We start from the raw sequence: 20,851 nt of genomic DNA, 5'->3' as shown, positions 1-20,851 counted from the left end.
GATATGGACGCCCAACAGTGTATTTTGACCCGGCGCAGCGTGCGCCAGTTTGCTGACCGGCCGGTCAGCCACGAGCTGCTGGAGAAAGTCGTTTCTCTGGCCTCCTATGCCCCAAGCTGGAAAAACACTCAGATCAGCCGCTATATCGCCATCGAGGATCCGGCCACACGGGAAACCATCGCTTCGGAGTACTGTCTGCCAGGGGCTAACAACCCCACCATTATCCGTGCTTGTCCCCTGCTTGTGGCCCAGACCTTCGTGAAGGCACGCAGCGGCTATGAGCGGGACGGCAGCTTTACCACAGACCGAGAGGCCGGTTGGCAGTATTACGACTGCGGTATCGCAGCCCAGACCTTCTGCTTGGCCGCTCATGAATTAGGGCTAGGTACCGTCATCATGGGAATCTTTGACCGGAAGAGGCTTCAAGCCTATCTAGAGGTGCCAGAGGATCAAGAGCTGATGGCCCTCATCGCGGTCGGCTGGCCAGGAGGGGCCGAGCTGACTGCTCCAAAGCGGAAGGACGTAGACATTCTGCTCTCCTATCGATAAATTGAGACAAAAAGCTCCCCAGTGCTAATTTAGCACCGGGGAGCTTTTTTTACCGTCTGCGATTTCCCAGGAAACGAAGGAGATATAAAAACAGGTTCAGGAAATCCAGATAAAGCTGCAAAGCGGAGAAGATAGACGCCTTGGCCAGCATGTCGGGATAGCTGGCATAATATTGATAGAAAGCCTTGATCTTCTGCGTGTCATAGGCGGTATAGGCCAGGAACACCGCGATGCCGAACAGGCAGGCCACCCGGTCGAACATTACCAGTCCAGGGATAAACATGGATAAAAGGCCAAAGGCGATGAGGAAAAGCAGCCCAAAAAACAGAAACGGCCGCAAATTGGACATGTCCCTGCGTGTCAAAAAGCCGTAGGCAGACAGGGCGCCAAAATAAAGCCCCGTGAGCAGGAAACTCCAAATGACTGACTCTATCTCATAGACAAACAGGTAGATGGACAGTGTAAAACCAAACAGGACGGAGAACAGAACGAATATCAGAACAGCCGTGCTGACCCGCATCCGCTCGATCCTTCGAGCCATGGTAAAAGATAAAATCATTGTAGCCACCAGAGCCAGCAGATGGAGATAGGGGACAGAAACCAAAGCATAGATGGTGAAATAGGACATCCGGCAGGCCAGCGCCGTACCAAAGGTGATTAATAGGCCCAGCATCACCCACAGGAAGGTCTTGGCTGTATACTGACCAAGGGGCTCAACATAACCGCTTGCGTAGCTGCGGTCAAATTCATTGGGATCAAAACTCAATAGAAACACTCCTTTCAGGTCTCATGATCGCTGACATGGAATTGTTTTAAGTTGCCGATCTTGGTGCTGCGGCGATCCAGCTCCTCCATGACCGCCTCCAACGGGATATCCTGTTGGACCATCATAACAGTCAGATGATAGAGAAGATCGGAAATCTCCCCCACCGTTTCCTCCTGCCTGCCGTTCTTGGCGGCAATAATGGTTTCCGAACACTCCTCCCCTACTTTTTTCAATATCTTATCCAGGCCCTTTTCTAACAAATAGCAGGTGTAAGAACCCTCTTGCGGTTGCGCTCTCCGGCTCTCTATCACCCGGTATAGCTGGGCCAAAGTATCATTCATCCTTATCGCTCCCATCCTAGGACAGTTTTCCCTCATTGAAAAAGGATACACTGTGTTTTTATTATATCTCGATTTCCCGGAAAAAGCAACTGTGTGCTCCGGTGTGGCAGGTAGGTCCATCTGGAATGCAGAGGTAGAGCAGGGTATCGGTGTCACAGTCTGTCATAATGCGCTTCACATGGAGAAAGTTGCCGGAAGTGCTCCCCTTGTTCCAGAGCTCCTGCCGACTTCGGCTCCAGAACCAAGCCGTCCCCGTTTCCAATGTCAGCTCCACCGCTTTTCTATTCGTGAAACCCAGCATCAGGACATCCTTGGTGTCCACATGCTGAATAATCACCGGAATCAGCTCTGACTTTTGAAAAAGGAGGTCTAAATCAAACATATCCATCACCTCACCGGGATATTCTTGCCCCGGAGAAAATCCTTGACCTGGGGCACCGTCAGCTCGCCAAAATGAAACAGGGAAGCCGCCAGGGCCGCATCGCAGCCTGTTTCCTGGAAAACCTGAGCAAAATGCTCCAGAGTGCCGCAGCCGCCGGAGGCAATCACCGGGATCGATACCGCCTGAGTGACCGAACGGGTCATTTCCAGGTCAAAGCCGGCCTTGGTGCCGTCCGCATCCATGGATGTAAGGAGGATCTCCCCCGCGCCCAGAGCTTCCCCCTGTTGAGCCCACTCCACAGCGTCCAGGCCAGTCGGAGTCCGGCCTCCGGCGGTGACCACCTCAAAGGTGCCGTCGGTCCGCTTGCGGGCATCGATGGCCAAAACGACACATTGGGAGCCAAAGCGTTCCGCGGCTCTGGAAATCAGAGTCGGGTCCTCAACCGCAGCCGAATTCACAGATATCTTATCCGCTCCCGCCCGGAGCAGACGCTGGAAATCCTCCAGCGTGCGGATCCCGCCGCCAACGGTCAGCGGAACAAAGACCTGGCTGGCTGTGCGCTCCACCACATCAGCCACCGTATCCCTTTTGTCGCTGGTGGCAGTGATGTCCAAAAAGACGATCTCGTCCGCCCCCTGATCCGAGTAAAATTTGGCCAGCGCCACCGGATCGCCCGCGTCCCGGATGTTGACAAAGTTGACTCCCTTCACCACCCGTCCGTCACGGACATCGAGGCAGGGAATGATTCGTTTGGCTAACATGACAGTCCCTCCAAAAATCGATTGATGGCCCTCTGGTCGTTCAGAACCACCGTCTTGTGGGGATACCGCAAGGCAACCGCTCTATAAAAAGCTCGGTTCCGCCCCTTCCACAGCAGCCAGGCAAGGAATTCCGGGTCCAACTTTTCCAGGCAACCTTCCGCCATATCCTCCCGAGTGCGGCCGTGGTAGATAACATATCTTTTGACCGCCCTTACCAGACAGGAAAAGCGGTTCAAAAGTAGGATTATGACACAGTCCGCCTCTTCCAGCCTTCGTTCTTGGAGAAAGGCACTATAATTTCCATCTATAACCCAGCTCTCTTGGGACATAAACTGTTCCACCTGGGACAGGGCTTCTCCCCTGTCCCGTTCTATCCATCCAGCCTCAACTGCACCTGGTCCAGATAAAGGACAGGACAGCCGTACCGCTTCCCCAACTCCCGGGATAACGTGGACTTTCCGGCCCCGCTGTATCCCAGGACCTCGATCTTCATTCCTGTGTGCCTCCGTCCGCCACCGCCCGCGCCAGATCAATCGTTCCGGCGTAGTACGCCTTGCCAATGATAGCGCCGTACAGTCCCATGGCGGCTAGTACACGGATATCTCCGTTATTCGATACGCCGCCGGAGGCCACGATATGGCAGCCGACGGTCCTCTGCAGCTCCTCCAGTCTTCCAAAGTTGGGGCCGGACAGAGTCCCATCTGTCTCAATATCTGTAAAGATGATCGTCCTTACACCGAGCTTCTCCATGGACCGCGCAAATTCCAGGTAATCCAGGCCAGAGTCCTCTACCCAGCCGGCGGTCTTGACCCGTCCGTCTTTGGTATCGACGCCCACCGCGATCTTATCTCCCCATCGTTTCACAGCGTCGGATACCAGTTGGGGATGGGTGACAGCGGCGGAACCGATGACGGCCCGAGATACGCCCAGGTCAAAGACCTCCTCCAGATCCGACATAGAGCGGATTCCCCCGCCCAGTTCGACATGAAGCCCCACATCTGACACCGCTTGGACGATCTCTCCATTTTTTCTGGTTCCATCTCTGGCTCCATCCAAATCCACAATATGGACCCAGCGAGTTCCAGCGCGCAAAAAGGCCCGTGCCGTCTCCACCGGATCTCTTGCCACCTGGTGGACTGTATCAAAATCCCCCTTGTAGAGTCGGACAACCTTTCTGTCTTTCAAATCGATGGCGGGAAGTATCTGCATAGGACCGCTCCTCCTTTGATTCAGATAAAAGCGGGACGGGGCCACTGGTCCCGCCCCAGCTTATTTAGCCATTCCCAAACACATAGCCGTAAAAATCATTCTCTATGACCAACGCTGTGCTGTCCAGCTTATATTGTACTAGCTTCTTCATGGCGGACACATAGTCCTCCTGTTCCTCTGCGGTCATGGAGACTCCCGCAGCCGGGGTAAAGGTACTGGTATAGCGGTCATAGAACCCCCGATCTGACCTCCAGCACTTGGAGGAAAAGACCACCAATCCCTCGTTGTCTGACAGAATATCGCTTCCGTCCAGCATCCGTGAGTCGTACTCCAGCCCCAGAAGATTGGACACCGTAGGCAGGATATCCACCTGGCAGCACACCTTATCTACCTCTACAGGCTCCTCCATGCTGGCCGACCACAGGATCAGGGAATTTCTGTATACGTCAAAATTGATGTTGCCCTCCTTCAGATACTCCAGGTCCTCTGAGCTTCCAAAGGATTCACCCGCCAGCTCCTCCAGTGTCGCTACATCGAAGTAAGGGATATGGTCGGGGGCAGCAACAATCAAGGTAGAGTCCAGCTTGCCCGCCTCCTCCAGCCGCTGGACGAGATACTCCAAAGCCCGATCCACTTCAATCACGGTGGCCACATAGTTCTTGGTGGTATCGCTGTAAGGCAACGGGTCCACAAGATCTCTGTACTGATTGGCCACACGGTTGTTGGAGTATGGCATGTGGCCGCTGATGGTCAGATAGTACACATGGAAGGGCGCCTCGCTATTGAGATAGTTGTCGATGCTGGCTTGGATCATATACTTGTCCCGCTGGGGCCACAGCAGCTTGCCGCTTTCGGACAGCTCCAAATTGTCAAAGCCCATGCCGAACTGTCGCCAATCGTAGCCCAGGTTAGGATGAGACTTCTCCCGGTTATACATATTGGAGTTGGGGTGATAGCCCTGGACCAGGTATCCCTCCCGTCCCAACTGCTGGGCCAGGGAGAAGTACAGGTTGGTCCCCAGGTCCCCGGTCCGGGGCAGGGTGGCCGGATTCCCGTTTTTCGGGTATAGTCCTAGCAAGTTCTGACACTCGCCGCCGGAGGTGCTAGTAAAATGGAGGGCGGTATAGAAGTTGTTGAATACAAAGCCCTCGTGGGTCAGCTTATAGAGTGTAGGGGTCAGCTCCGGGTCAATAGCGTAGCCAGAGAAACCTTCCAGTGTCAGGAAAATCACGTTATAGCCCTCGAACATCCCGGTATATTCATTCTTTCTGGTGGGAGTCACGCTGTTGAAATAGTTGGCTAACCACTGGATGTCCTGATTCGTAGCCGTTTCCGCAATTTGGGACAGGTCCACATCCATCACGTTGGGTGATGTGTCGATGACCGGCTCCGGGTCCTCTAGATTCTGGGAGGAGCCGCCCTCTTCCGAGGAGGAACTGCCTCCCAAGTCGCCCAGACCACTAAAGTCCGCGTCTAATGTGTTGTCCGCCGGGAAAAAGAGGTGCTTCACATCCAGTCTCAGCGATGTCAACATACCGAGCTGCTCTACTTGGTCATCCATATTGGTGTCCATGCGGTACAGCTGCTTCGGAGTCAGATCCCCCTTCCAGGGCAGATGGACCACACCCAGGCCAAGCAGATGAAAAATTACCGCCCCGGCCAACACTACCCCGGAAAAACGGATATCAAATCGTCCAAAGCCCAGTAGGCGCCCCCCAAAGGCGATAATCAAAATCGCCGGAAGGAAAAGCAGCAAAATGATGGGAATGGAGCGCACTAGGGTAGATACGATCACGTCGGCGTAGTCAATGAGCCGATTTCCCGCCGCCATTTTCACAGCGCTGAACCCATAATAAGTGGTCAAAATCTTTTTTGCGATAATCTCCACCACATAAATCAGAGAAAACAGGAACGCCAGCACTTTGGTGATAATACAGTTGGCCAGCCGAGAGAACGGCAGGGTAAATGCGGCCACAAAAAGGCCTCCCGCCAGGCTGAACACCAGATAAATAGGCAAGTACCCTAAATAATTGCCCATATAAATATGAAGCACCAGCTCCAAATAGAGGATCTGGAGGGGAAAGAACATCACTCGCCCCAAAGTCTGCCCAGAGCCGGACCCTGTTCGGCTAGACCGGCGCTCCTGATAAATGCGTTTACCACTGTAAGGACGGGACATGGGAAATTACCCCCTGGAAATTCAATAGGTTCAGCGGGTTAAACCCGCAAAATTTTGTAAGATAGCCAGCCCGGTCTCTCCGCTCTTTTCCGGGTGGAACTGACAGCCAAAAAAGTTCCCGTTTTGGACGGCGGCAATCACAGGGACCCCATATTGGGACACAGCACTAACCTGGTCTGGATCTGTGTGCTGTGCGGAGAAGGAATGGACAAAATATACATAGCTGCCCTCATCTACCCCTTCAAACAACGGGGATCGATTAGGAAATGTCAGGCTGTTCCAGCCGATATGGGGCAGTTTTTCTTCCGTGGGGATCCTGGCACAGACTCCTTTTATGACACCCAGACCTGGGCAGGGTCTGACCTCCTCTCCCCTGTCCAACAGCAGCTGCATTCCAAGGCAGATCCCCAGCACAGGCTTTTTACGGCCCTGTTTCACCACAGACTGATCCAAGCCTGTGGCCCTTAGTTTGTCTGCCGCATCCGGAAAGGCACCCACTCCAGGCAGGACGATGGCCTGAGCCAGCTCCAACTCGTCCGGGTCTCCGGTAATTTTCGTTTCTATTCCCAGATAGGCAAAGGCGTTGGATACGCTTTTCAGGTTGCCTACACCATAATCTACAACAGCGATATAGCTCATAACTCGTCTCTCTCCCGGCTTACAGCAGCCCCTTAGTGGACACCACCTGATCCCCTTCCACTCTGATGGCCTCTTTGACGGCCAGTCCCAAGGACTTGAACAGCCCTTCTGTGATATGGTGGGCATTGGACCCGTAATGGCACTTCTGGTGCAGTGTCAGCCCACCGTTCATCGCTAAGGCACGCATAAACTCGACCGTCAAACAGGAGTCGTAGCCACCGATCATCCCCTGGGGCATCTCCGCGTCAAAAACCAGGAAGGGCCGGTTAGAAAAATCCAGGGCGGTAAAGCACAGGGCTTCATCCATGGGAACAAAGGCAGCGCCAAAACGCCGGATGCCCGTTTTTTCCCCAAGCGCCTGCTTCAGTGTCTGGCCCAAGACGATCCCCGTGTCCTCTACCGTGTGGTGTCCATCCACATGAAGGTCGCCCTCTACCTCCAGTTCCAAACCCCAGCCGGCATAGAAGGCCAGGGCGGTGAGCATATGATCAAAAAAGCCGATTCTTGTTTTTATTTCAATTTTTCCGCCTTCTAAGGTCAACTTGACCTGTATATTTGTCTCCTTTGTCACACGGGAAATTTCAGCCGTCCGCACAGCACGACCCCTCCCTCTATGTTCTATTCTGATTCGCTTCTCGGGACTTTGTCCCGGCAGTTTTTTAGTCAAGAAGATTAAGTGTAGTAGCGGATGTCTATCCACCGCGGTTTTACCCCCGCCTAATCTCAGGCTCCCCTTCCTCAAACCTCACACGGATCGAGTTGGCATGGGCGGTAAGCTTTTCTGTCTGGGCCAACGTCATGATCTCAGAAGAAATAGGTGCCAGACTGGACCGGTCAAACTGAATAACACTCATTGTTTTCAAAAAGCTGTCAACGCTCAGTGGGGAGAAGAACCTGGCCGTCCCACTGGTAGGAAGCACATGGTCAGGTCCCGCCAGATAATCACCCAGGGGCTCCGGACTGTAGGCCCCCAGGAATACGGCTCCAGCGTTTTTGACGCGGGGCAGCAGCTCCCGTGGCTGGCAGGTCATGATCTCCAGGTGCTCCGGCGCGATTTCATTGGCCAGCTCCACACACCAGTCCAGATTCGGGCAGACGATGGCGCAGCCGAAATCCCGCAGAGACGCCTCCATGATCTCAGACCGCTCCAGATAGCCGGTCTGGCGGATGATCTCTCGGTCCACGCTTCGAGCTAACTCCATGCTGTCCGTCAACAGTACCGCGGATGCTAGTTTATCATGTTCCGCCTGACTTAGCAAGTCCGCCGCCACATATTTCCCATCGGCTGAACCGTCAGCAATAATCAACACCTCAGAGGGGCCGGCCACCATATCGATATCCAGCGTACCATAGGCCATCCGCTTTGCCGCGGCGACAAAGGCATTGCCAGGGCCCACCAGTTTATCCACCTTGGGAATAAAGCCGGCGCCATAGGTCAAAGCGGCCACAGCCTGGGCCCCACCCACAGCGATAACCCGGTCCACTCCGGCGATCTTAGCAGCAGCCAGAACGCCGTCATTCAGATTATCTGTAGGAGGAGTCACCATAATGATCTCCTCCACACCAGCCACCTTGGCGGGAATGGCGTTCATCAGTACGGAGCTGGGGTAGGCGGCTGTTCCACCGGGAACATAGATTCCAACCCTGGTCAGTCCCCGTACGATCCTCCCAACAGTGCCACCGTCCGGAGAGGTCCACTCCACTGTTTTGGTCAATAATCGCTGATTATAGTCACGGATATTGTCCGCCGCATGTTCCAGGGCAGATATCAACTCCGGCGGGCAGCTCTGATAGGCCTGTTCCAGCCTCTCATTAGGTACCTCATAGGGCATCCGGTGGTCAAACTTCCTGGTATATCGCTCTACTGCCGGCAGGCCTTCTTCCTTTACATTCTCCATAATGGAGGAGACAGCCAGTTCTATCGCTTCGTTCTTTTGGGCAGCCCGGGCCCGCATGGCCTCCAACTGCTCACGCTCTCGCCGTCCATCCGCTTCGATAATAGTAATCATAGCTCTTTCTCCAATCCAGTCTCACATTTGGCAATCAAATCGTTGATCTGACCCTTATAGAGCTTCATACTGGCCGTGTTGATGATAAGGCGGGCGGATACATCAGCCACTGTCTCAATGGGCTCCAGTCCGTTTGCCTTTAAGGTAGCCCCGGTCTCCACGATGTCCACGATGGCGTCAGTTAGGTCCAGGAGCGGGGCCAGCTCCACACTGCCCTCAATCTTGATGATATCTACATCCATCCCTTTCTTCTCAAAAAAGGCCCGTGTCACCTCAGGATATTTGGAGGCCACCCGGCGGGTCTTATACGTCCCATAAAAATCGCTGCCTGACTTCACTGCCAAAGCAAAGCGGCACCGTCCAAAGCCCAGGTCCAGGACCTCATAAAAGCTGCCGCCCTTCTCCAGAATGGTATCCTTTCCCACGATGCCCAGATCGCATACCCCATGCTCCACATAGGTAATAACGTCTGGAGCCTTGGCCAGCACGGCATCCAGTGGATAGTTAGGCAGCGAGTGGATAAGCCGGCGGCCCGGGTCCCGGATGGGTCCGCAATCCAGCCCGACCCGTTCAAACAACTCCACAGACTGGTCCAGGAGCCGCCCCTTTGTAATTGCGATTCGCAGCCGTTCGCTCATACCAGCACTCTCCTCTCTCCGTCCTTATCAAAGACTAGCACCATCTCTGCCCCCTTCTCCCGTGCCATATTTCTGCTGGACTCCAAGGTACGGCAGGGGGACAGCTCACAGGTGCCGGCGGGGCGCCCGTCCACAGCCTCCAATGCCTGGGATAGGTAGCCGGGCTCATAATGGACCACCGCCCGAAGCTGGGGCAGCGCGGTCTCCGGCAGGGTACGGGCTACGGCATCCACATCCACCGCAAAGCCAGTGGCCTGGGCCTCACGGCCAAATATCTCTACCAGCGCATCATACCGGCCGCCTGACAGGACCGCGTCACCAGCCCCCTCTACATAGCCCCGAAAAACGACACCAGTATAGTAGTCGATCTGGTGGACCATCCCAAGGTCAAAACGGACATACTGTCCGTATCCAGCGGCGGACAGCTCGTCATAGAGGGCATGGAGATAGTCCACCGCCTCTGTTTTCCCCGCCAGCCTCTCCGCTTCGGCCAGGACCTCTGTCCCGCCGAAGAGTCGGGACAGCCGCTCCAGCGCGGCACAAGCCGGGTTACCTCTATAAGGAGATAAAAAGGCGTTCAGTGCCGCAAAATTTTTTCCCTCTACCAGGGTGCGTATCTCCTCCTCCTGGCCATCGTCCAGGTTCAGACGGGCGGCCAGGTCCCGGAAAAAGCCGGCGTGTCCCAACTCCACATGGAAGCGGGGCGCTCCACAAGACCGCAGGGAGTCAATGGCGGTAACGATGATTTCCAGATCAGCTTTCAACCCTTTGGCTCCAATAAGCTCAACACCACACTGGGGAATCTCCCGGCTGCTGCCGTTGTGGGCAGGGTTGGCCCGGTAAACCTTCTGGTCGTAGTACAGCCTCTGGGGCAGCGCCATAGAGCGGAGCTTTGTGGCAGCCACACGGGCGATTGGAGTGGTTGAGTCTGGCCGCATCACACAAATTTTTCCACTTGGATCCCCGACTTTTAACATCCGCTCCTGGGGAATCGCACTGCCAGACAGCGCAAATAGATCATAGTACTCTGTTTCCGGTGTAGAAACCTCTAAGTAGCCTCGCTGCCGAAACAAGCGGATCAGACGGCTCTGGACTTGGCGGCGCTCCTGGCACTCCGAGAAAAGACGGTCCCTCGTTCCCTCTGGCGTATTGACTGTCAGCTTCATGGTATCGCTCCCTCTGTCTGGTGAGAAGCTTCCTTCTCAAATTCTTTACCACGCTAATATACTACTATACTAAAAATATGTCAAGAAAAATAAAAAGCAGGGCGCTTAACGCGCCCTGCTGACACAGCCGGTTCAGCCCTTCCAAAAGGTATTCCAATATCCCATCACGAAAATGAACAGCACAATCAGCGGCAGGACATAGGTGACATAGAAGCGAGTAGCGGCCGGAAAACGCAGTCCGCTGCCGGCGTTGGCCTCGGCAAGGAAGGCATCCCAGCCCCATCCCCGTTTGGAGACGCAGAACAATAGGTAGAGCAACGAACCTAGGGGCAGAATGTTCTGGGACACTAAAAAGTCCTCTATACCAGAGATATCCATTCCAAGGGGCCGGAAAGCTGCCCACAGGTTAGAGCCCAGCACACAGGGCATGGACAGGATCAAGACCCAGATAAAATTGACCAGCACAGCTTTTTTCCGGCTCCATCCCTTGTCCATACAAAAGGAGATGATATTCTCAAAGACAGCAATGATGGTGGACAAAGCCGCAAAGGACAGGAATAGGAAAAAGAGAGCTCCCCACAGCCGCCCCATGGGCATATGGTCAAAAATATTGGGCAGGGTAACAAAGACCAGAGAGGGCCCCTCTCCGGTGGGGACTCCAAAGGCGGAGCAGGCCGGGAAGATGATTAGCCCGGCTACAAAAGCTACGCAGGTATCCAGTACGCCGATCCTCAGAGCCTCCCCGGTCAAGCGGTGCTCTTTGCCGATGTAACTCCCAAAAATGGCGATGGCGCCAATTCCAAGCGACAGGGTGAAGAATGCCTGCCCCATAGCGGCAAAAATCGCCTCACCCAAAATCCAATTTCCTTGGGCGTCATACATCAAATTCCGAAAATTGGGCTGAAGATAAAACTTCAGCCCCTCCCCCGCTCCCTCCAGAGTGATGGAGTTGACCGCCAGCACCAGCATAAGCGCCAGCAGGCACAGCATCATGACCTTGTTTACCCGCTCCACTCCATTCCGCAGGCCCTGGGCACACACCAGCATTCCGATACATACCACGATCACCATATATATGGCCATAACGCCGGGGCGGGCCTGCATCTGGCTGAATTGCTCTGCCACGCCGGCGGAATCCAGGCCCATAAAATCACCCCGTAGCATTTTGACAAAGTAGTAGAGCAGCCAACCAGCTATGACCGTGTAGAACATCATCAGTAGATAGTTTCCCGCAAAACCGAGATAGCTGTACCAATGCCATTTGGAGCCGGCCGGCTCCAGAACGTGGAAGGACAAGGCCATGCTCCTCTGGCTGGCCCGGCCGACCGCCAGCTCCGTCACCATGACGGGCAGTCCAAGAATGACCAAAAACAGCAAATAGATCAGGACGAAGGCCGCACCTCCGTACTTTCCTGTGATGTAGGGGAATCTCCATACATTCCCTAGCCCAATCGCGCACCCGGCTGAAATCAAAATAAATCCCAAGCGGGACGAAAAGCTTTCTCTCTCGTCCATGGCTCCTGCCTCCTAAAATTTGTCTGATTATCCATAACACAGTGACTACATTGTACCGAAACTCTCCAGCCAGGTCAACCCAATGACTTCTGTTTGCCCGATTTTTCTTTTCAGAAAAAGACCTTCTGTGAAAAATATCCATTCCCTCCCGCCGGATATTCTGATATACTTGATTCTATCCAGGGGGAAAAAGGAGGGATACCATGGCGAAAAAAACTTATACCGTCCAGGATCGGGAGGACATTCGGGAGCAGCTGCTGGATCTGGGGCAGCGTTCTTTTTCTCAAAAGGGATATCGTGAGGCCTCTCTAAAAGAGATCTATGAGGCAGTCGGGATATCCAAAGCGTTTTTCTATACCTTCTTTCCCTCTAAAGAGGCTCTAGCAATTCAAGTGCTTCGTCGTCAGCGGACCAAGATGCTGGAGCGGGCCCGGAAGGTGGCACAGGAGAGCGCCTCTTGGAGAGGCAGTCTGGAGACTGTGTTTGACCTGTTCTTCCACGGCGACCGGCATGGCGTATTTGTATTGGAGTTAGATGATCTCCCCCATCTGTGCCGCCATATGTCCCAGCATGAATTGCAGGATTTCGAAATGGGACTTACTCAATTTTATCAGGCGCTTTTGGAACTTTGGAACATCCCAGTCACCGCTGGTCAGTGTCATCTGATCCAGAACATGGTCAATACGCTCTTACTCAGCTATCATTCCCATCTATACTCCTCCTTTCCCTTCCATCCTGGTGTCGATGAGGAAACGGTGTCCCTCCAGATTCGGCTGATCATTGACTACTTAGAGGGAATTTATCGAAACGCATAACTCGACTCCGGGCCCGGCAGAGTCGCTGGGCTTTGTCTTGACAAATAGACCTTCTGTTATTATACTGCATTTATAAATACCTTTTTATAGAAAAGTATTTATAAATTGAAGAATAGAAAGAGGTTTTCTCATGGGACTGTTTGGCAAGCTATTCAAAGGGCCTGAAGTTGATCAGGAGAAAAGTGAGAACAACAAGAAAAAGATGCGTGCTCTTTTTGACCAGGTAGTGGAAAACGGGGCACAGTATAAGCTGCTGGCCTGCTACACGGAGGATGTACGCCGGTTCAATTATGGTCTGGTCCACGGCAGCAAAAGCACCATCGCCAGTCTGATCGTGGGATGGAAGGAGGAGGACCCAACTGTGGTCATCCTTCCAACTGTGCCGGACTTGTCCGGTTGCGGTGACCCTCTAGTCTATAAAAAGTCCGAAATTGAAAAGGCGTATCGGGAAAAAATGCTGGATAGCCTTGTGATCTATCCCGATAAAAAGGGGTATACGGCACTGAAAACATTCAGCTGGCTGGATGACGAAAATTTGTATATCTATGTAGACCAGGAACAGGAGGAAAAAGACTTCCGCGACTTCTTCCTCAACGTTTACGCTACCAAATAAGGTATGGAGCATCTGATTTTATTTGGCGGCCTGTTAGCGGTCCTGCTTCTGATCCTTGTCGTGGGAAATCTCTGGTTCCATCTGGTAGAGGGGGCACTAGCACGAATCAAAGAGCTCTTCCTTCCGCAAAAGAGAGAAAACTGGCATACTTTTTCAGACCATGAAGAAAAGAAGTAAAAAGACCCGCCCCGCTTTCAGCGGGGCGGGTCTCTATTTTCCTTCTGGTCCCTTACAGTGTCAACGATGGGGCGGTATAGGTCCGGCCGGCCATCTCGCTGTTCAGCGCATACAGGCTTTTAGCATCGTCGCCAAAGAGCCTCATCTTCTTGATCATATCCTCAGCTGTCTTTTCTTCTTCGCCTTGCTCCTTAACAAACCAATCCAGGAACTGCATGGTCCGGAAATCCTTGGCGGAATAGGCAGCCTCATAAATCGTGTGGATCAGGCTGGTAACATATCTCTCATGCTCAAGCCCCAGTTCCAGCACCTGCAATTTGTCCTTCAACTCCTTGTCAGGCTTGGCAATAGCCTCCAGGGTGACCTTCTCACCATTATTCTGCAGGTACTGCAGCATCAGTACGGCGTGGTCTCTCTCTTCCTGGGCCTGGATCATATACCAGTTGGCGAAGCCGTCCAGCCCCACCTCCTCATAGTACACAGAGAAGTCCAGATACAGATAAGCGGAGTAAAACTCCTTATTGATCTGGTCATTGATGAGTTCCGCAACTTTTTTATCCAACATAAAAATGACCCTTTCTTTGCATGATTACCCCTTATGAGGCAGATGTATCCTATCACAGCAGGTAAACTTTTACAAGTCCCTTTCTTCCCCTTCCCTGGAAAAGAAGATCGGCCAGTCAAATGCTCTAACCAAATAGAGAAAACAAATCTATTTGGCTGGTTTCCGGCATATCTCCGAAGGCTCCGGCCTCCTTCAGCATCTCAATGTGTGTCTTGGACACTTTGGGGCAGGCCGCTGTCACCTCTTCAATGGAGATAAAATGCCGGTCCCTGGCCTGCTCCGCCAGAGAGATGGCCGCTGTTTCCCCCAGTCCAGCCACAGACACAAATGGAGGAATCAGAGTTCCCTTTTCCTCATCCATAGCGAAATGGATGGCCTGGGATTTATACAGGTCCAGCCGCTCGAAATGGAAGCCCCGGAGATAGAATTCATAACAGACCTCCAGGGTAATAAGCATATCCTGCTCCACCGCTGTGGCCTCCTTATCCTTGGCGATAATCTCTCTCATCTTCTTTTGGCACACATCCATGCCCCGGCACATAAACTTCTCGTCAAAAGCCTTGGCCCGGATGGAGAAGAAGGCCGCGTAGAAAGCCAAAGGGCGGTGGACCTTAAACCAGGCGATGCGAAACGCCATCATCACATAGGCTACTGCGTGAGCCTTCGGAAAGAGGTAAGCGATCTTTTTACAGGAGTTGATGTACCAGTCAGGGACGCCCGCCGCCCGCATCTCCTCCTCCGCTCCTTCGGGCAGGCCCCGGCCCTTTCGGACCGACTCCATGATCTTGAACGAGCGCTTGGGCGGCATCCCCTTGGAGATAAGGAACAGCATAATGTCATCACGACAGCCTACGCACTCCGACACGCCGCCCGTACCGCTCATGATAATATCCCTGGCATTGCCCAGCCATACATCCGTACCGTGGGTAAAACCGGAGATCCGAAGCAGCATATCAAATTGGGTAGGTTGCGTTTCCTCCAGCACCCCACGAGTAAATCTGGTGTTGAACTCCGGAACGGCTACGGCGCCAGTGGGCCCCAATACCTTGTCGTTCTCAAACCCAAGGACCTTGGATGAGGTAAACAGTGACATGGTGTCTGGATCATCCAGCGGGATCTCCCTGGCATTCACCCCCGTCAGATCCTCCAGCATACGCACCATCGTCGGGTCATCGTGTCCAAGCATATCCAGCTTGAGCAGGTTGGACTCCATGGAGTGGTATTCAAAGTGAGTCGTGATGATGTCACTGTTCGGGTCGTCCGCAGGATGCTGGACGGGACAGAAGTCATAGATCTCCTTATCCTGGGGAATGACCACCATTCCGCCCGGATGCTGTCCGGTGGTGCGTTTGACGCCGGTGCAGCCGATGGCCAGCCGGTTCTCTTCCGCCTTTGAAACACTCTTTCCTTTTTCCTCAAAATATTTTTTTACATAACCAAAAGCGGTCTTCTCCGCAACGGTCCCGATGGTGCCCGCCCGGAACACATGGGTCTGACCAAAGAGCTCAAAGGTATACTTGTGGGCGCTGGACTGGTACTCGCCGGAGAAATTCAGGTCGATATCTGGGACCTTGTCGCCGCCGAACCCCAGGAAGGTCTCGAAGGGGATGTTGAAGCCGTCCTTGACATATTTTGTCCCGCAAACGGGACAGACAGCGTCCGGCATGTCCACTCCGCAGCCATAGAGGTGAGCGGGATCCTGGGCATAATCAAAGTCAGAATGCTTGCACTTGGGGCAGCGGTAGTGGGCTGGCAGGGAGTTGACCTCGGTAATACCGGACATGAAGGCGACCAGAGAGGAGCCCACCGATCCCCGTGAGCCTACCAGATAGCCATGCTCCAAGGAGTTTTGAACCAACTTTTGGGCGGACATATAGATGACGTCATACTTACACCGAATAATGTCTCCCAGCTCGGCGTTGATCCGGTCCACCACGATTTGGGGCGGCTCCTCTCCATAGAGCTCATGGGCCTTCCCCCAGACCAGACGGGTCAGCTCTCCATCAGAGTCCTCAAGCTTGGGGGCGAACAGCCCCTTTGGGAGCGGTTCAATGGGGTCACACCAGTTGGCGATCAGATTGGTGTTTTCCACCACCACCTGATGCGCCTTCTCCTTTCCAAGATAGGAAAACTCCTTCAGCATCTCGTCCGTAGTCTTGAAATAGATTGGCAGGGCCTCGTCGGCATCCTCAAACCCCTTAGAGGCCAACAGGATGTGCCGATATATCTCGTCCTCTGGGTCCAAGAAGTGGACGTCGCCGGTGGCGCAGACTGGTTTCCCCAGCTCCTCCCCCAGCTTGACGATGGTACGGTTGAAGTCCCGCAGCTCCTCCTCGGTGCGGACCATCCCCTTACGCAGCATGAACATATTGTTGCAGATCGGCTGTATCTCCAGATAGTCATACCAGGAGGCAATACGCTTCAGCTCTTCCCAGCTCTTCCCGTCCACCACGGCCCGGAACAGCTCTCCCGCCTCGCAGGCCGAACCGATGATAAGCCCCTCCCGATTCTCTTCAATAAGAGATTTGGATATGATAGGGACTCGCTTAAAGTGCTCTAAGTAGGACAGGGAGATCAGCTTGTATAGATTGCGAAGGCCGGTCTGATTCTTAGCTAGAACAATCAGGTGCTTTGGCTGGCGCTTGGCTCTGCCGCCCTTGCGCAGCTTGGGCATGTAGCCGTTGATCTGGTTAAGGTTATCAAGGCCGGCTTCCTCCAGCATTTCAAAAAAGTGGGGCAGCATATAGGCCACTGTGGCTGCGTCATCGCTGGCCCGATGATGGTTAAAGGCCGGGAGATGCAGATGCTCCGCCACAATATTCAGCTTGTGCTTGTTCAGCTCCGGCAACAGATTCTGGGCCAGGATCAGGCTGTCAATGGAGGGATTGTGAAAGGGGATGCCATATCGCTGACACCCCTCTGCGAGAAAGCCCATGTCGAACTCGGCGTTGTGTGCAGCCAGAGGACGGTCACCGGCAAACTCCAAAAAGGCACGAAGTGCCGCCTCCTGGGATGGGGCTCCTACCAGCATTTCATCCGTGATTCCGGTCAGATTGATAATGTCGGCAGACAGGATACGGCCTGGTGAAACAAAGGTATTGAAGGTATCGGTGATCTCGCCGTTCTTCAGCACCACGGCGCCAATCTCAATAATGACCTCATATTTTTTATGAAATCCGGTGGTTTCCAGGTCAAAGCATACGATCTCTTCCTCAAATCCCTGGTCCGGTGTCCCATGGATGGCCACCCGGTCGTCCACGTCGTTGACAAAATAGGCCTCTACGCCATAGAGCAGCTTGATCTTTTTGGCCGAATGCCAGGCGTCTGGGAAAGAGTGGGCCACACCGTGGTCGGTGATAGCGATGGCAGGATGTCCCCAGGCCTCAGCCCGTTTTACCACATTTTTGTCTGGCCCCAGCTTTGGTCCCACAGAGGTCAGCGCATCCATGGAGGACATGGTAGTATGCAGGTGGAGCTCCACCCGCTTCTCCGGTGCTGTATCCTCCTTCATTTTCTTTTCCACAGCGGTAACGGCCACAGGTTCCAGCACCATATCACCATAAAACCGGTCCATGTTCAGCCGGCCCTGGACCTTGACATGCAGCCCCTTTTTGATCCCATCCACCAGCGGTTTTCCCTCATCGCCTGGAAAAAATTTATTGACGCGGATAGAGCCGGTATAGTCGGTCATATCAAAGGCGACTACCCAGGCTCCCCGCTTTTTCAGCTCCCGGTTATCCACAGCAAAGACATCGCCTTCCACCACCACTGTACCCATGTCCAGCTCCAGGTCCCCCATAGGGGTGGGAGCTTTGGTGATAGTCTTGCCGAAGATTGCTTTGCCGGTGCTCTTCTTCTCCCCCTTAGGAGCAGAAGGGCCTGAGGGCTTTACGCCGGCCCGCTTCAAGGCTGCCTGCCGAATGGCCTCGGTGCGTGCGAAGGGATCCTCGTCGCCGCGGGGTTCGCATCCTTCGCTTCCGGCTGTTGGCAAAAGCTCACTTACTTCGCCGCTCCTTTTCTCCAAATCGGACCCGCTTCTCTGGGCTCCAGTTTGGGATACGGAGTTGTCTGCCGGAGCTGCCGCCTCGATTTTCACACTGCCCAGGCCATAGGCTCTGCACACCGCCTCCTCCGCCTGGACTATTAGGTTCGGCCCCGCGCCTTCCGCTCTCTCCACCAATATTTTAGCGCTTCGGCTGCCTTTGTCGATGGCGGCGGATACGATCAGCCAGCCCTCCACGCCGTTGGACAGCTCGGTCCACTGGCGCAGGGCGGCAAACATCTCTAAAAAAGGTATCTTCTGGGACATTGGTGCTCGATTCTCCTTGCGCTTCTTACCTGGAACGCCCTCACCGCGCCCAGTCCATCTGTTTTTATAGTGTATCGATCAGTGCAAACAGCTCGTCCACCAACTGATCCTGTGGGACCTTTTTGACGATCTGCCCCTTTTTGAAGAGCAGGCCTTCCCCCTGTCCTCCCGCAATTCCACAGTCGGCGGCTGAGGCTTCCCCAGGACCGTTGACTACGCAGCCCATGACCGCTACGGTGATCGGCTTATCCACCGCCTTCAGACGCTCCTCCACCTCCCCAGCCAGGGAGATCAAATCGATACGAGTACGACCGCAGGTGGGGCAGGAAACCAGTTCCGCTCCCTCTCTTCGGATGCCTGCCGCCTTCAGGATATCCCGTGCGGCCATGACCTCCTGTACCGGGTCGGCGGACAGGGACACCCGCATCGTATCACCGATGCCCAAAGCCAGCAGCCCACCTATTCCAATGGCCGACTTTAGAGTGCCCATACGGACCGTGCCCGCCTCAGTTACTCCAATATGTAAAGGGTAATCACTTTTCAGACTCATAAGCTGATAGGCTTTCATAGTAGTGGGGACACTGGAGGACTTCAGGGACACGCAGATATCATCAAAGTCAAATCGGTTCAGCAACCGAATATGGCCGAAGGCAGATTCCACCATCGCCTCTGGGCACACCTTGCCGTATTTGGCCAGAATATCCTTCTCCAGCGAGCCGCCGTTTACCCCGATGCGAATCGGGATGTTCCTCTGGCGGCAGGCATCGGCCACCGCCTTTACACGGTCCTCACTCCCGATATTTCCGGGATTGATCCGGACCTTGTCGGCGCCGGCCGCAATGGCTTCCAGCGCCAGCCTATAATCAAAGTGGATATCCACCACCACAGGCAGCGGACTGCGCTCCTTGATTTTTCCTACCGCATGGGCCGCCGCCTGGTCAGGGACAGCCACCCGGACGATATCGCACCCGGCGGTAGCCAGAGCCCGTATCTGGGAGAGAGTGGCATCCACATCATCTGTACGGGTATTGGTCATAGACTGGATGGAAACCGGCGCCCCGCCGCCTACAGGTACGCCTCCTACACGGATCTGTCTGGTCATGTCACAAATCCTCCCTTTCCGGACACTTCTTATCTTCCGAACAGCTTGCCCACATCACTTAGGGTGACCACCAGCATCAGGCACATCAGCGCAGCCAGACCGGCCATGTGGACGTATCCCTCGTACCTGGGATCTATTCTCTTTCGGAACAGTCTATAAAGCACGGTGTTAAGCAACAGGAAAAACACTCTCCCGCCGTCCAACGCTGGCAGCGGCAGAAGATTCATGACCGCGAGATTGACCGCGATGAGGGCCGCAAAATAGGTCAGGCTGTAAAAGGCCGCATAGGCAGACGTAGCCGAGCTCCCCACTTCCGTCATGGTATCCACGATGCCGACAGGTCCGGACAGGTCGCGGACTCCCACAGATCCTGAAATCAGGTCCCCCAGACTGATCCACACCAGGCGGACAAAGTCCAGGGACATATTCCAGGCGTATTGCACCTTTCCAAATCCGGACAGAGGCGCAGCCTCCGAAGCCACCAGGATTCCGCGGCGGTTTGTGGTCACTCCTTCTTCGTCGGTACGCTCCTGACGGGGCAGATAGAGGCCGTCCAGTCGCACCGTCTGCCCGTCGCGCTCCACTACGATGTCTAGCGTATCCCCCGCCCGCTCCAGATACATCTGGGCATTGCCGTAAACCAGGATTCGGTGACCGTCAATAGACAGAAACCGATCCCCTGGCAGGAGCCCGCATTCTTCAGTTCCATAGCCGGGGGTAGAACCTCCGTAGGTTTCCACAAGGACAGCCTGCTGTGGAACATAGAGAATCAGGATCAGAAGCAGTCCAGTGAGAAAATTCATTGCGGCTCCGGCGCACAGAATGACCATTTTCTTCCAACTGGCCGCCTTTCCAAAGGCCCGCGGATCAACGGAGTCATCGTCCTCCCCCTCCATGGCACAGTATCCGCCAATAGGAAGGATACGGACGCTGTAAAGGGTGTCACCCCGCTGCTTTTTCCAGATAGCTGGGCCCATCCCCACAGAAAACTCGTTGACCTTTACCCCCAGCAGCTTTGCCGTGGCGAAATGGCCCAATTCATGGGTAGCGATCAGGACGCCGAAAATCAGAATTGCGACGATGATATAGAGCATAGAACCTCCAAAAAAGGTAAAA

At 54.3% G+C, this 20,851-nt stretch carries 21 protein-coding genes; 3 read left to right on the top strand and 18 right to left on the bottom strand.

Annotation, left to right across the window (positions count from 1 at the left end; genetic code table 11):
• The first annotated feature begins 3 nt into the window (after window positions 1-3).
• Window positions 4-549, top strand: a complete 546-nt coding sequence (locus tag ACEVJK_RS05215) for a nitroreductase family protein (protein WP_147571747.1) — start codon at window positions 4-6, stop codon at window positions 547-549.
• 49 nt (window positions 550-598) lie between these two features.
• Here the strand turns inward: ACEVJK_RS05215 and ACEVJK_RS05210 are convergent, their stop codons facing one another.
• The 14 genes from ACEVJK_RS05210 to ACEVJK_RS05145 form a co-directional block, all read right to left on the bottom strand.
• Entirely contained in the window at window positions 599-1,315 is a 717-nt protein-coding gene (locus tag ACEVJK_RS05210; protein WP_147571746.1) for a Bax inhibitor-1/YccA family protein, read from the bottom strand.
• Between the two features lie 14 nt (window positions 1,316-1,329).
• The gene (hisE, locus tag ACEVJK_RS05205) at window positions 1,330-1,656 is read right to left on the bottom strand and encodes a phosphoribosyl-ATP diphosphatase (RefSeq protein WP_147571745.1); all 327 of its coding nucleotides are present in this window, start codon (window positions 1,654-1,656) and stop codon (window positions 1,330-1,332) included.
• A gap of 61 nt (window positions 1,657-1,717) precedes the next feature.
• Window positions 1,718-2,038, bottom strand: a complete 321-nt coding sequence (hisI, locus tag ACEVJK_RS05200; RefSeq protein ID WP_147571744.1) for a phosphoribosyl-AMP cyclohydrolase — start codon at window positions 2,036-2,038, stop codon at window positions 1,718-1,720.
• Between the two features lie 5 nt (window positions 2,039-2,043).
• A complete protein-coding gene (gene hisF / locus ACEVJK_RS05195) occupies window positions 2,044-2,799 on the bottom strand; it encodes an imidazole glycerol phosphate synthase subunit HisF (RefSeq protein WP_374740134.1) in 756 nt (251 codons plus the stop codon).
• The gene (locus ACEVJK_RS05190) at window positions 2,793-3,128 is read right to left on the bottom strand and encodes a hypothetical protein (protein ID WP_374740132.1); all 336 of its coding nucleotides are present in this window, start codon (window positions 3,126-3,128) and stop codon (window positions 2,793-2,795) included. Before ACEVJK_RS05190 ends, hisF begins: the two co-directional genes overlap by 7 nt.
• Window positions 3,129-3,169: 41 nt before the next feature.
• Entirely contained in the window at window positions 3,170-3,292 is a 123-nt protein-coding gene (locus tag ACEVJK_RS05185; protein WP_374740131.1) for a hypothetical protein, read from the bottom strand.
• Complete coding sequence (gene hisA, locus ACEVJK_RS05180) at window positions 3,289-4,008, bottom strand: 1-(5-phosphoribosyl)-5-[(5-phosphoribosylamino)methylideneamino]imidazole-4-carboxamide isomerase (RefSeq protein WP_147571741.1); 720 nt, start codon at window positions 4,006-4,008, stop codon at window positions 3,289-3,291. The genes ACEVJK_RS05185 and hisA overlap by 4 nt, the downstream gene beginning before the upstream one ends.
• Before the next feature lie 64 nt (window positions 4,009-4,072).
• On the bottom strand, window positions 4,073-6,187 hold the full coding sequence (locus tag ACEVJK_RS05175; protein ID WP_147571740.1) for an LTA synthase family protein: 2,115 nt from the start codon (window positions 6,185-6,187) through the stop codon (window positions 4,073-4,075).
• 30 nt (window positions 6,188-6,217) lie between these two features.
• Window positions 6,218-6,826, bottom strand: a complete 609-nt coding sequence (gene hisH, locus ACEVJK_RS05170; RefSeq protein ID WP_147571739.1) for an imidazole glycerol phosphate synthase subunit HisH — start codon at window positions 6,824-6,826, stop codon at window positions 6,218-6,220.
• A gap of 19 nt (window positions 6,827-6,845) precedes the next feature.
• Entirely contained in the window at window positions 6,846-7,421 is a 576-nt protein-coding gene (gene hisB / locus ACEVJK_RS05165) for an imidazoleglycerol-phosphate dehydratase HisB (RefSeq protein ID WP_374740128.1), read from the bottom strand.
• Between the two features lie 112 nt (window positions 7,422-7,533).
• Window positions 7,534-8,835 carry a histidinol dehydrogenase gene (gene hisD, locus ACEVJK_RS05160; RefSeq protein ID WP_374740127.1) on the bottom strand — a complete coding sequence of 434 codons (1,302 nt, stop codon included), beginning with the start codon at window positions 8,833-8,835 and terminating at the stop codon, window positions 7,534-7,536.
• A complete protein-coding gene (hisG, locus tag ACEVJK_RS05155; protein WP_147571736.1) occupies window positions 8,832-9,473 on the bottom strand; it encodes an ATP phosphoribosyltransferase in 642 nt (213 codons plus the stop codon). The genes hisD and hisG overlap by 4 nt, the downstream gene beginning before the upstream one ends.
• Complete coding sequence (hisZ, locus tag ACEVJK_RS05150; protein ID WP_374740125.1) at window positions 9,470-10,639, bottom strand: ATP phosphoribosyltransferase regulatory subunit; 1,170 nt, start codon at window positions 10,637-10,639, stop codon at window positions 9,470-9,472. Before hisZ ends, hisG begins: the two co-directional genes overlap by 4 nt.
• 132 nt (window positions 10,640-10,771) lie before the next feature.
• Window positions 10,772-12,154: a sodium-dependent transporter gene (locus tag ACEVJK_RS05145; RefSeq protein WP_186852537.1), complete on the bottom strand. Its 1,383-nt coding sequence runs from the start codon at window positions 12,152-12,154 to the stop codon at window positions 10,772-10,774.
• 203 nt (window positions 12,155-12,357) lie between these two features.
• On the opposite strand from ACEVJK_RS05145, the gene ACEVJK_RS05140 reads away from it, so the two are divergent.
• Both ACEVJK_RS05140 and ACEVJK_RS05135 read left to right on the top strand, forming a co-directional pair.
• Window positions 12,358-12,969, top strand: coding sequence for a TetR/AcrR family transcriptional regulator (locus ACEVJK_RS05140; protein WP_374740124.1), 612 nt, complete (start codon window positions 12,358-12,360; stop codon window positions 12,967-12,969).
• 130 nt (window positions 12,970-13,099) lie between these two features.
• Window positions 13,100-13,582 carry a hypothetical protein gene (locus ACEVJK_RS05135; RefSeq protein ID WP_147571732.1) on the top strand — a complete coding sequence of 161 codons (483 nt, stop codon included), beginning with the start codon at window positions 13,100-13,102 and terminating at the stop codon, window positions 13,580-13,582.
• Between the two features lie 229 nt (window positions 13,583-13,811).
• On the opposite strand, the gene ACEVJK_RS05130 is transcribed toward ACEVJK_RS05135, so the two are convergent.
• From ACEVJK_RS05130 to ACEVJK_RS05115, 4 genes are all read right to left on the bottom strand, one after another.
• Complete coding sequence (locus ACEVJK_RS05130; protein ID WP_186852534.1) at window positions 13,812-14,324, bottom strand: ferritin; 513 nt, start codon at window positions 14,322-14,324, stop codon at window positions 13,812-13,814.
• A 124-nt stretch (window positions 14,325-14,448) separates the two neighbouring features.
• Window positions 14,449-18,633, bottom strand: a complete 4,185-nt coding sequence (locus ACEVJK_RS05125; protein WP_374740123.1) for a PolC-type DNA polymerase III — start codon at window positions 18,631-18,633, stop codon at window positions 14,449-14,451.
• Window positions 18,634-18,697: 64 nt separating this feature from the next.
• Window positions 18,698-19,735, bottom strand: coding sequence for a flavodoxin-dependent (E)-4-hydroxy-3-methylbut-2-enyl-diphosphate synthase (ispG, locus tag ACEVJK_RS05120; protein WP_186852532.1), 1,038 nt, complete (start codon window positions 19,733-19,735; stop codon window positions 18,698-18,700).
• 29 nt (window positions 19,736-19,764) lie between these two features.
• Window positions 19,765-20,829 (bottom strand): RIP metalloprotease, encoded by a 1,065-nt coding sequence (locus ACEVJK_RS05115; RefSeq protein WP_186852531.1) that lies wholly within the window; start codon window positions 20,827-20,829, stop codon window positions 19,765-19,767.
• Window positions 20,830-20,851 lie beyond the last annotated feature (22 nt).

This window comes from Flintibacter sp. P01028 (assembly GCF_041925235.1).
Lineage (GTDB): Bacteria > Bacillota > Clostridia > Oscillospirales > Oscillospiraceae > Lawsonibacter > Lawsonibacter aceti.
The sequence above is the reverse complement of the archived record's forward strand: the minus strand, read 5'-3'. Positions and strand labels throughout refer to the sequence as shown.

What these genes read in the sequence shown, in the direction of transcription:
- ACEVJK_RS05130 (WP_186852534.1), bottom strand. Translation starts at nt 14,324, where the DNA reads ATGTTGGATAAAAAAGTTGCGGAACTCATCAATGACCAGATCAATAAG.
- ispG (WP_186852532.1), bottom strand. Translation starts at nt 19,735, where the DNA reads ATGACCAGACAGATCCGTGTAGGAGGCGTACCTGTAGGCGGCGGGGCG.
- hisD (WP_374740127.1), bottom strand. Translation starts at nt 8,835, where the DNA reads ATGATTACTATTATCGAAGCGGATGGACGGCGAGAGCGTGAGCAGTTG.
- hisG (WP_147571736.1), bottom strand. Translation starts at nt 9,473, where the DNA reads ATGAGCGAACGGCTGCGAATCGCAATTACAAAGGGGCGGCTCCTGGAC.
- ACEVJK_RS05135 (WP_147571732.1), top strand. Translation starts at nt 13,100, where the DNA reads ATGGGACTGTTTGGCAAGCTATTCAAAGGGCCTGAAGTTGATCAGGAG.
- ACEVJK_RS05175 (WP_147571740.1), bottom strand. Translation starts at nt 6,187, where the DNA reads ATGTCCCGTCCTTACAGTGGTAAACGCATTTATCAGGAGCGCCGGTCT.
- ACEVJK_RS05215 (WP_147571747.1), top strand. Translation starts at nt 4, where the DNA reads ATGGACGCCCAACAGTGTATTTTGACCCGGCGCAGCGTGCGCCAGTTT.
- hisE (WP_147571745.1), bottom strand. Translation starts at nt 1,656, where the DNA reads ATGAATGATACTTTGGCCCAGCTATACCGGGTGATAGAGAGCCGGAGA.
- ACEVJK_RS05125 (WP_374740123.1), bottom strand. Translation starts at nt 18,633, where the DNA reads ATGTCCCAGAAGATACCTTTTTTAGAGATGTTTGCCGCCCTGCGCCAG.
- hisA (WP_147571741.1), bottom strand. Translation starts at nt 4,008, where the DNA reads ATGCAGATACTTCCCGCCATCGATTTGAAAGACAGAAAGGTTGTCCGA.
- ACEVJK_RS05145 (WP_186852537.1), bottom strand. Translation starts at nt 12,154, where the DNA reads ATGGACGAGAGAGAAAGCTTTTCGTCCCGCTTGGGATTTATTTTGATT.
- hisZ (WP_374740125.1), bottom strand. Translation starts at nt 10,639, where the DNA reads ATGAAGCTGACAGTCAATACGCCAGAGGGAACGAGGGACCGTCTTTTC.
- ACEVJK_RS05190 (WP_374740132.1), bottom strand. Translation starts at nt 3,128, where the DNA reads ATGTCCCAAGAGAGCTGGGTTATAGATGGAAATTATAGTGCCTTTCTC.
- hisI (WP_147571744.1), bottom strand. Translation starts at nt 2,038, where the DNA reads ATGTTTGATTTAGACCTCCTTTTTCAAAAGTCAGAGCTGATTCCGGTG.
- hisH (WP_147571739.1), bottom strand. Translation starts at nt 6,826, where the DNA reads ATGAGCTATATCGCTGTTGTAGATTATGGTGTAGGCAACCTGAAAAGC.
- ACEVJK_RS05140 (WP_374740124.1), top strand. Translation starts at nt 12,358, where the DNA reads ATGGCGAAAAAAACTTATACCGTCCAGGATCGGGAGGACATTCGGGAG.
- ACEVJK_RS05115 (WP_186852531.1), bottom strand. Translation starts at nt 20,829, where the DNA reads ATGCTCTATATCATCGTCGCAATTCTGATTTTCGGCGTCCTGATCGCT.
- hisF (WP_374740134.1), bottom strand. Translation starts at nt 2,799, where the DNA reads ATGTTAGCCAAACGAATCATTCCCTGCCTCGATGTCCGTGACGGACGG.
- ACEVJK_RS05185 (WP_374740131.1), bottom strand. Translation starts at nt 3,292, where the DNA reads ATGAAGATCGAGGTCCTGGGATACAGCGGGGCCGGAAAGTCCACGTTA.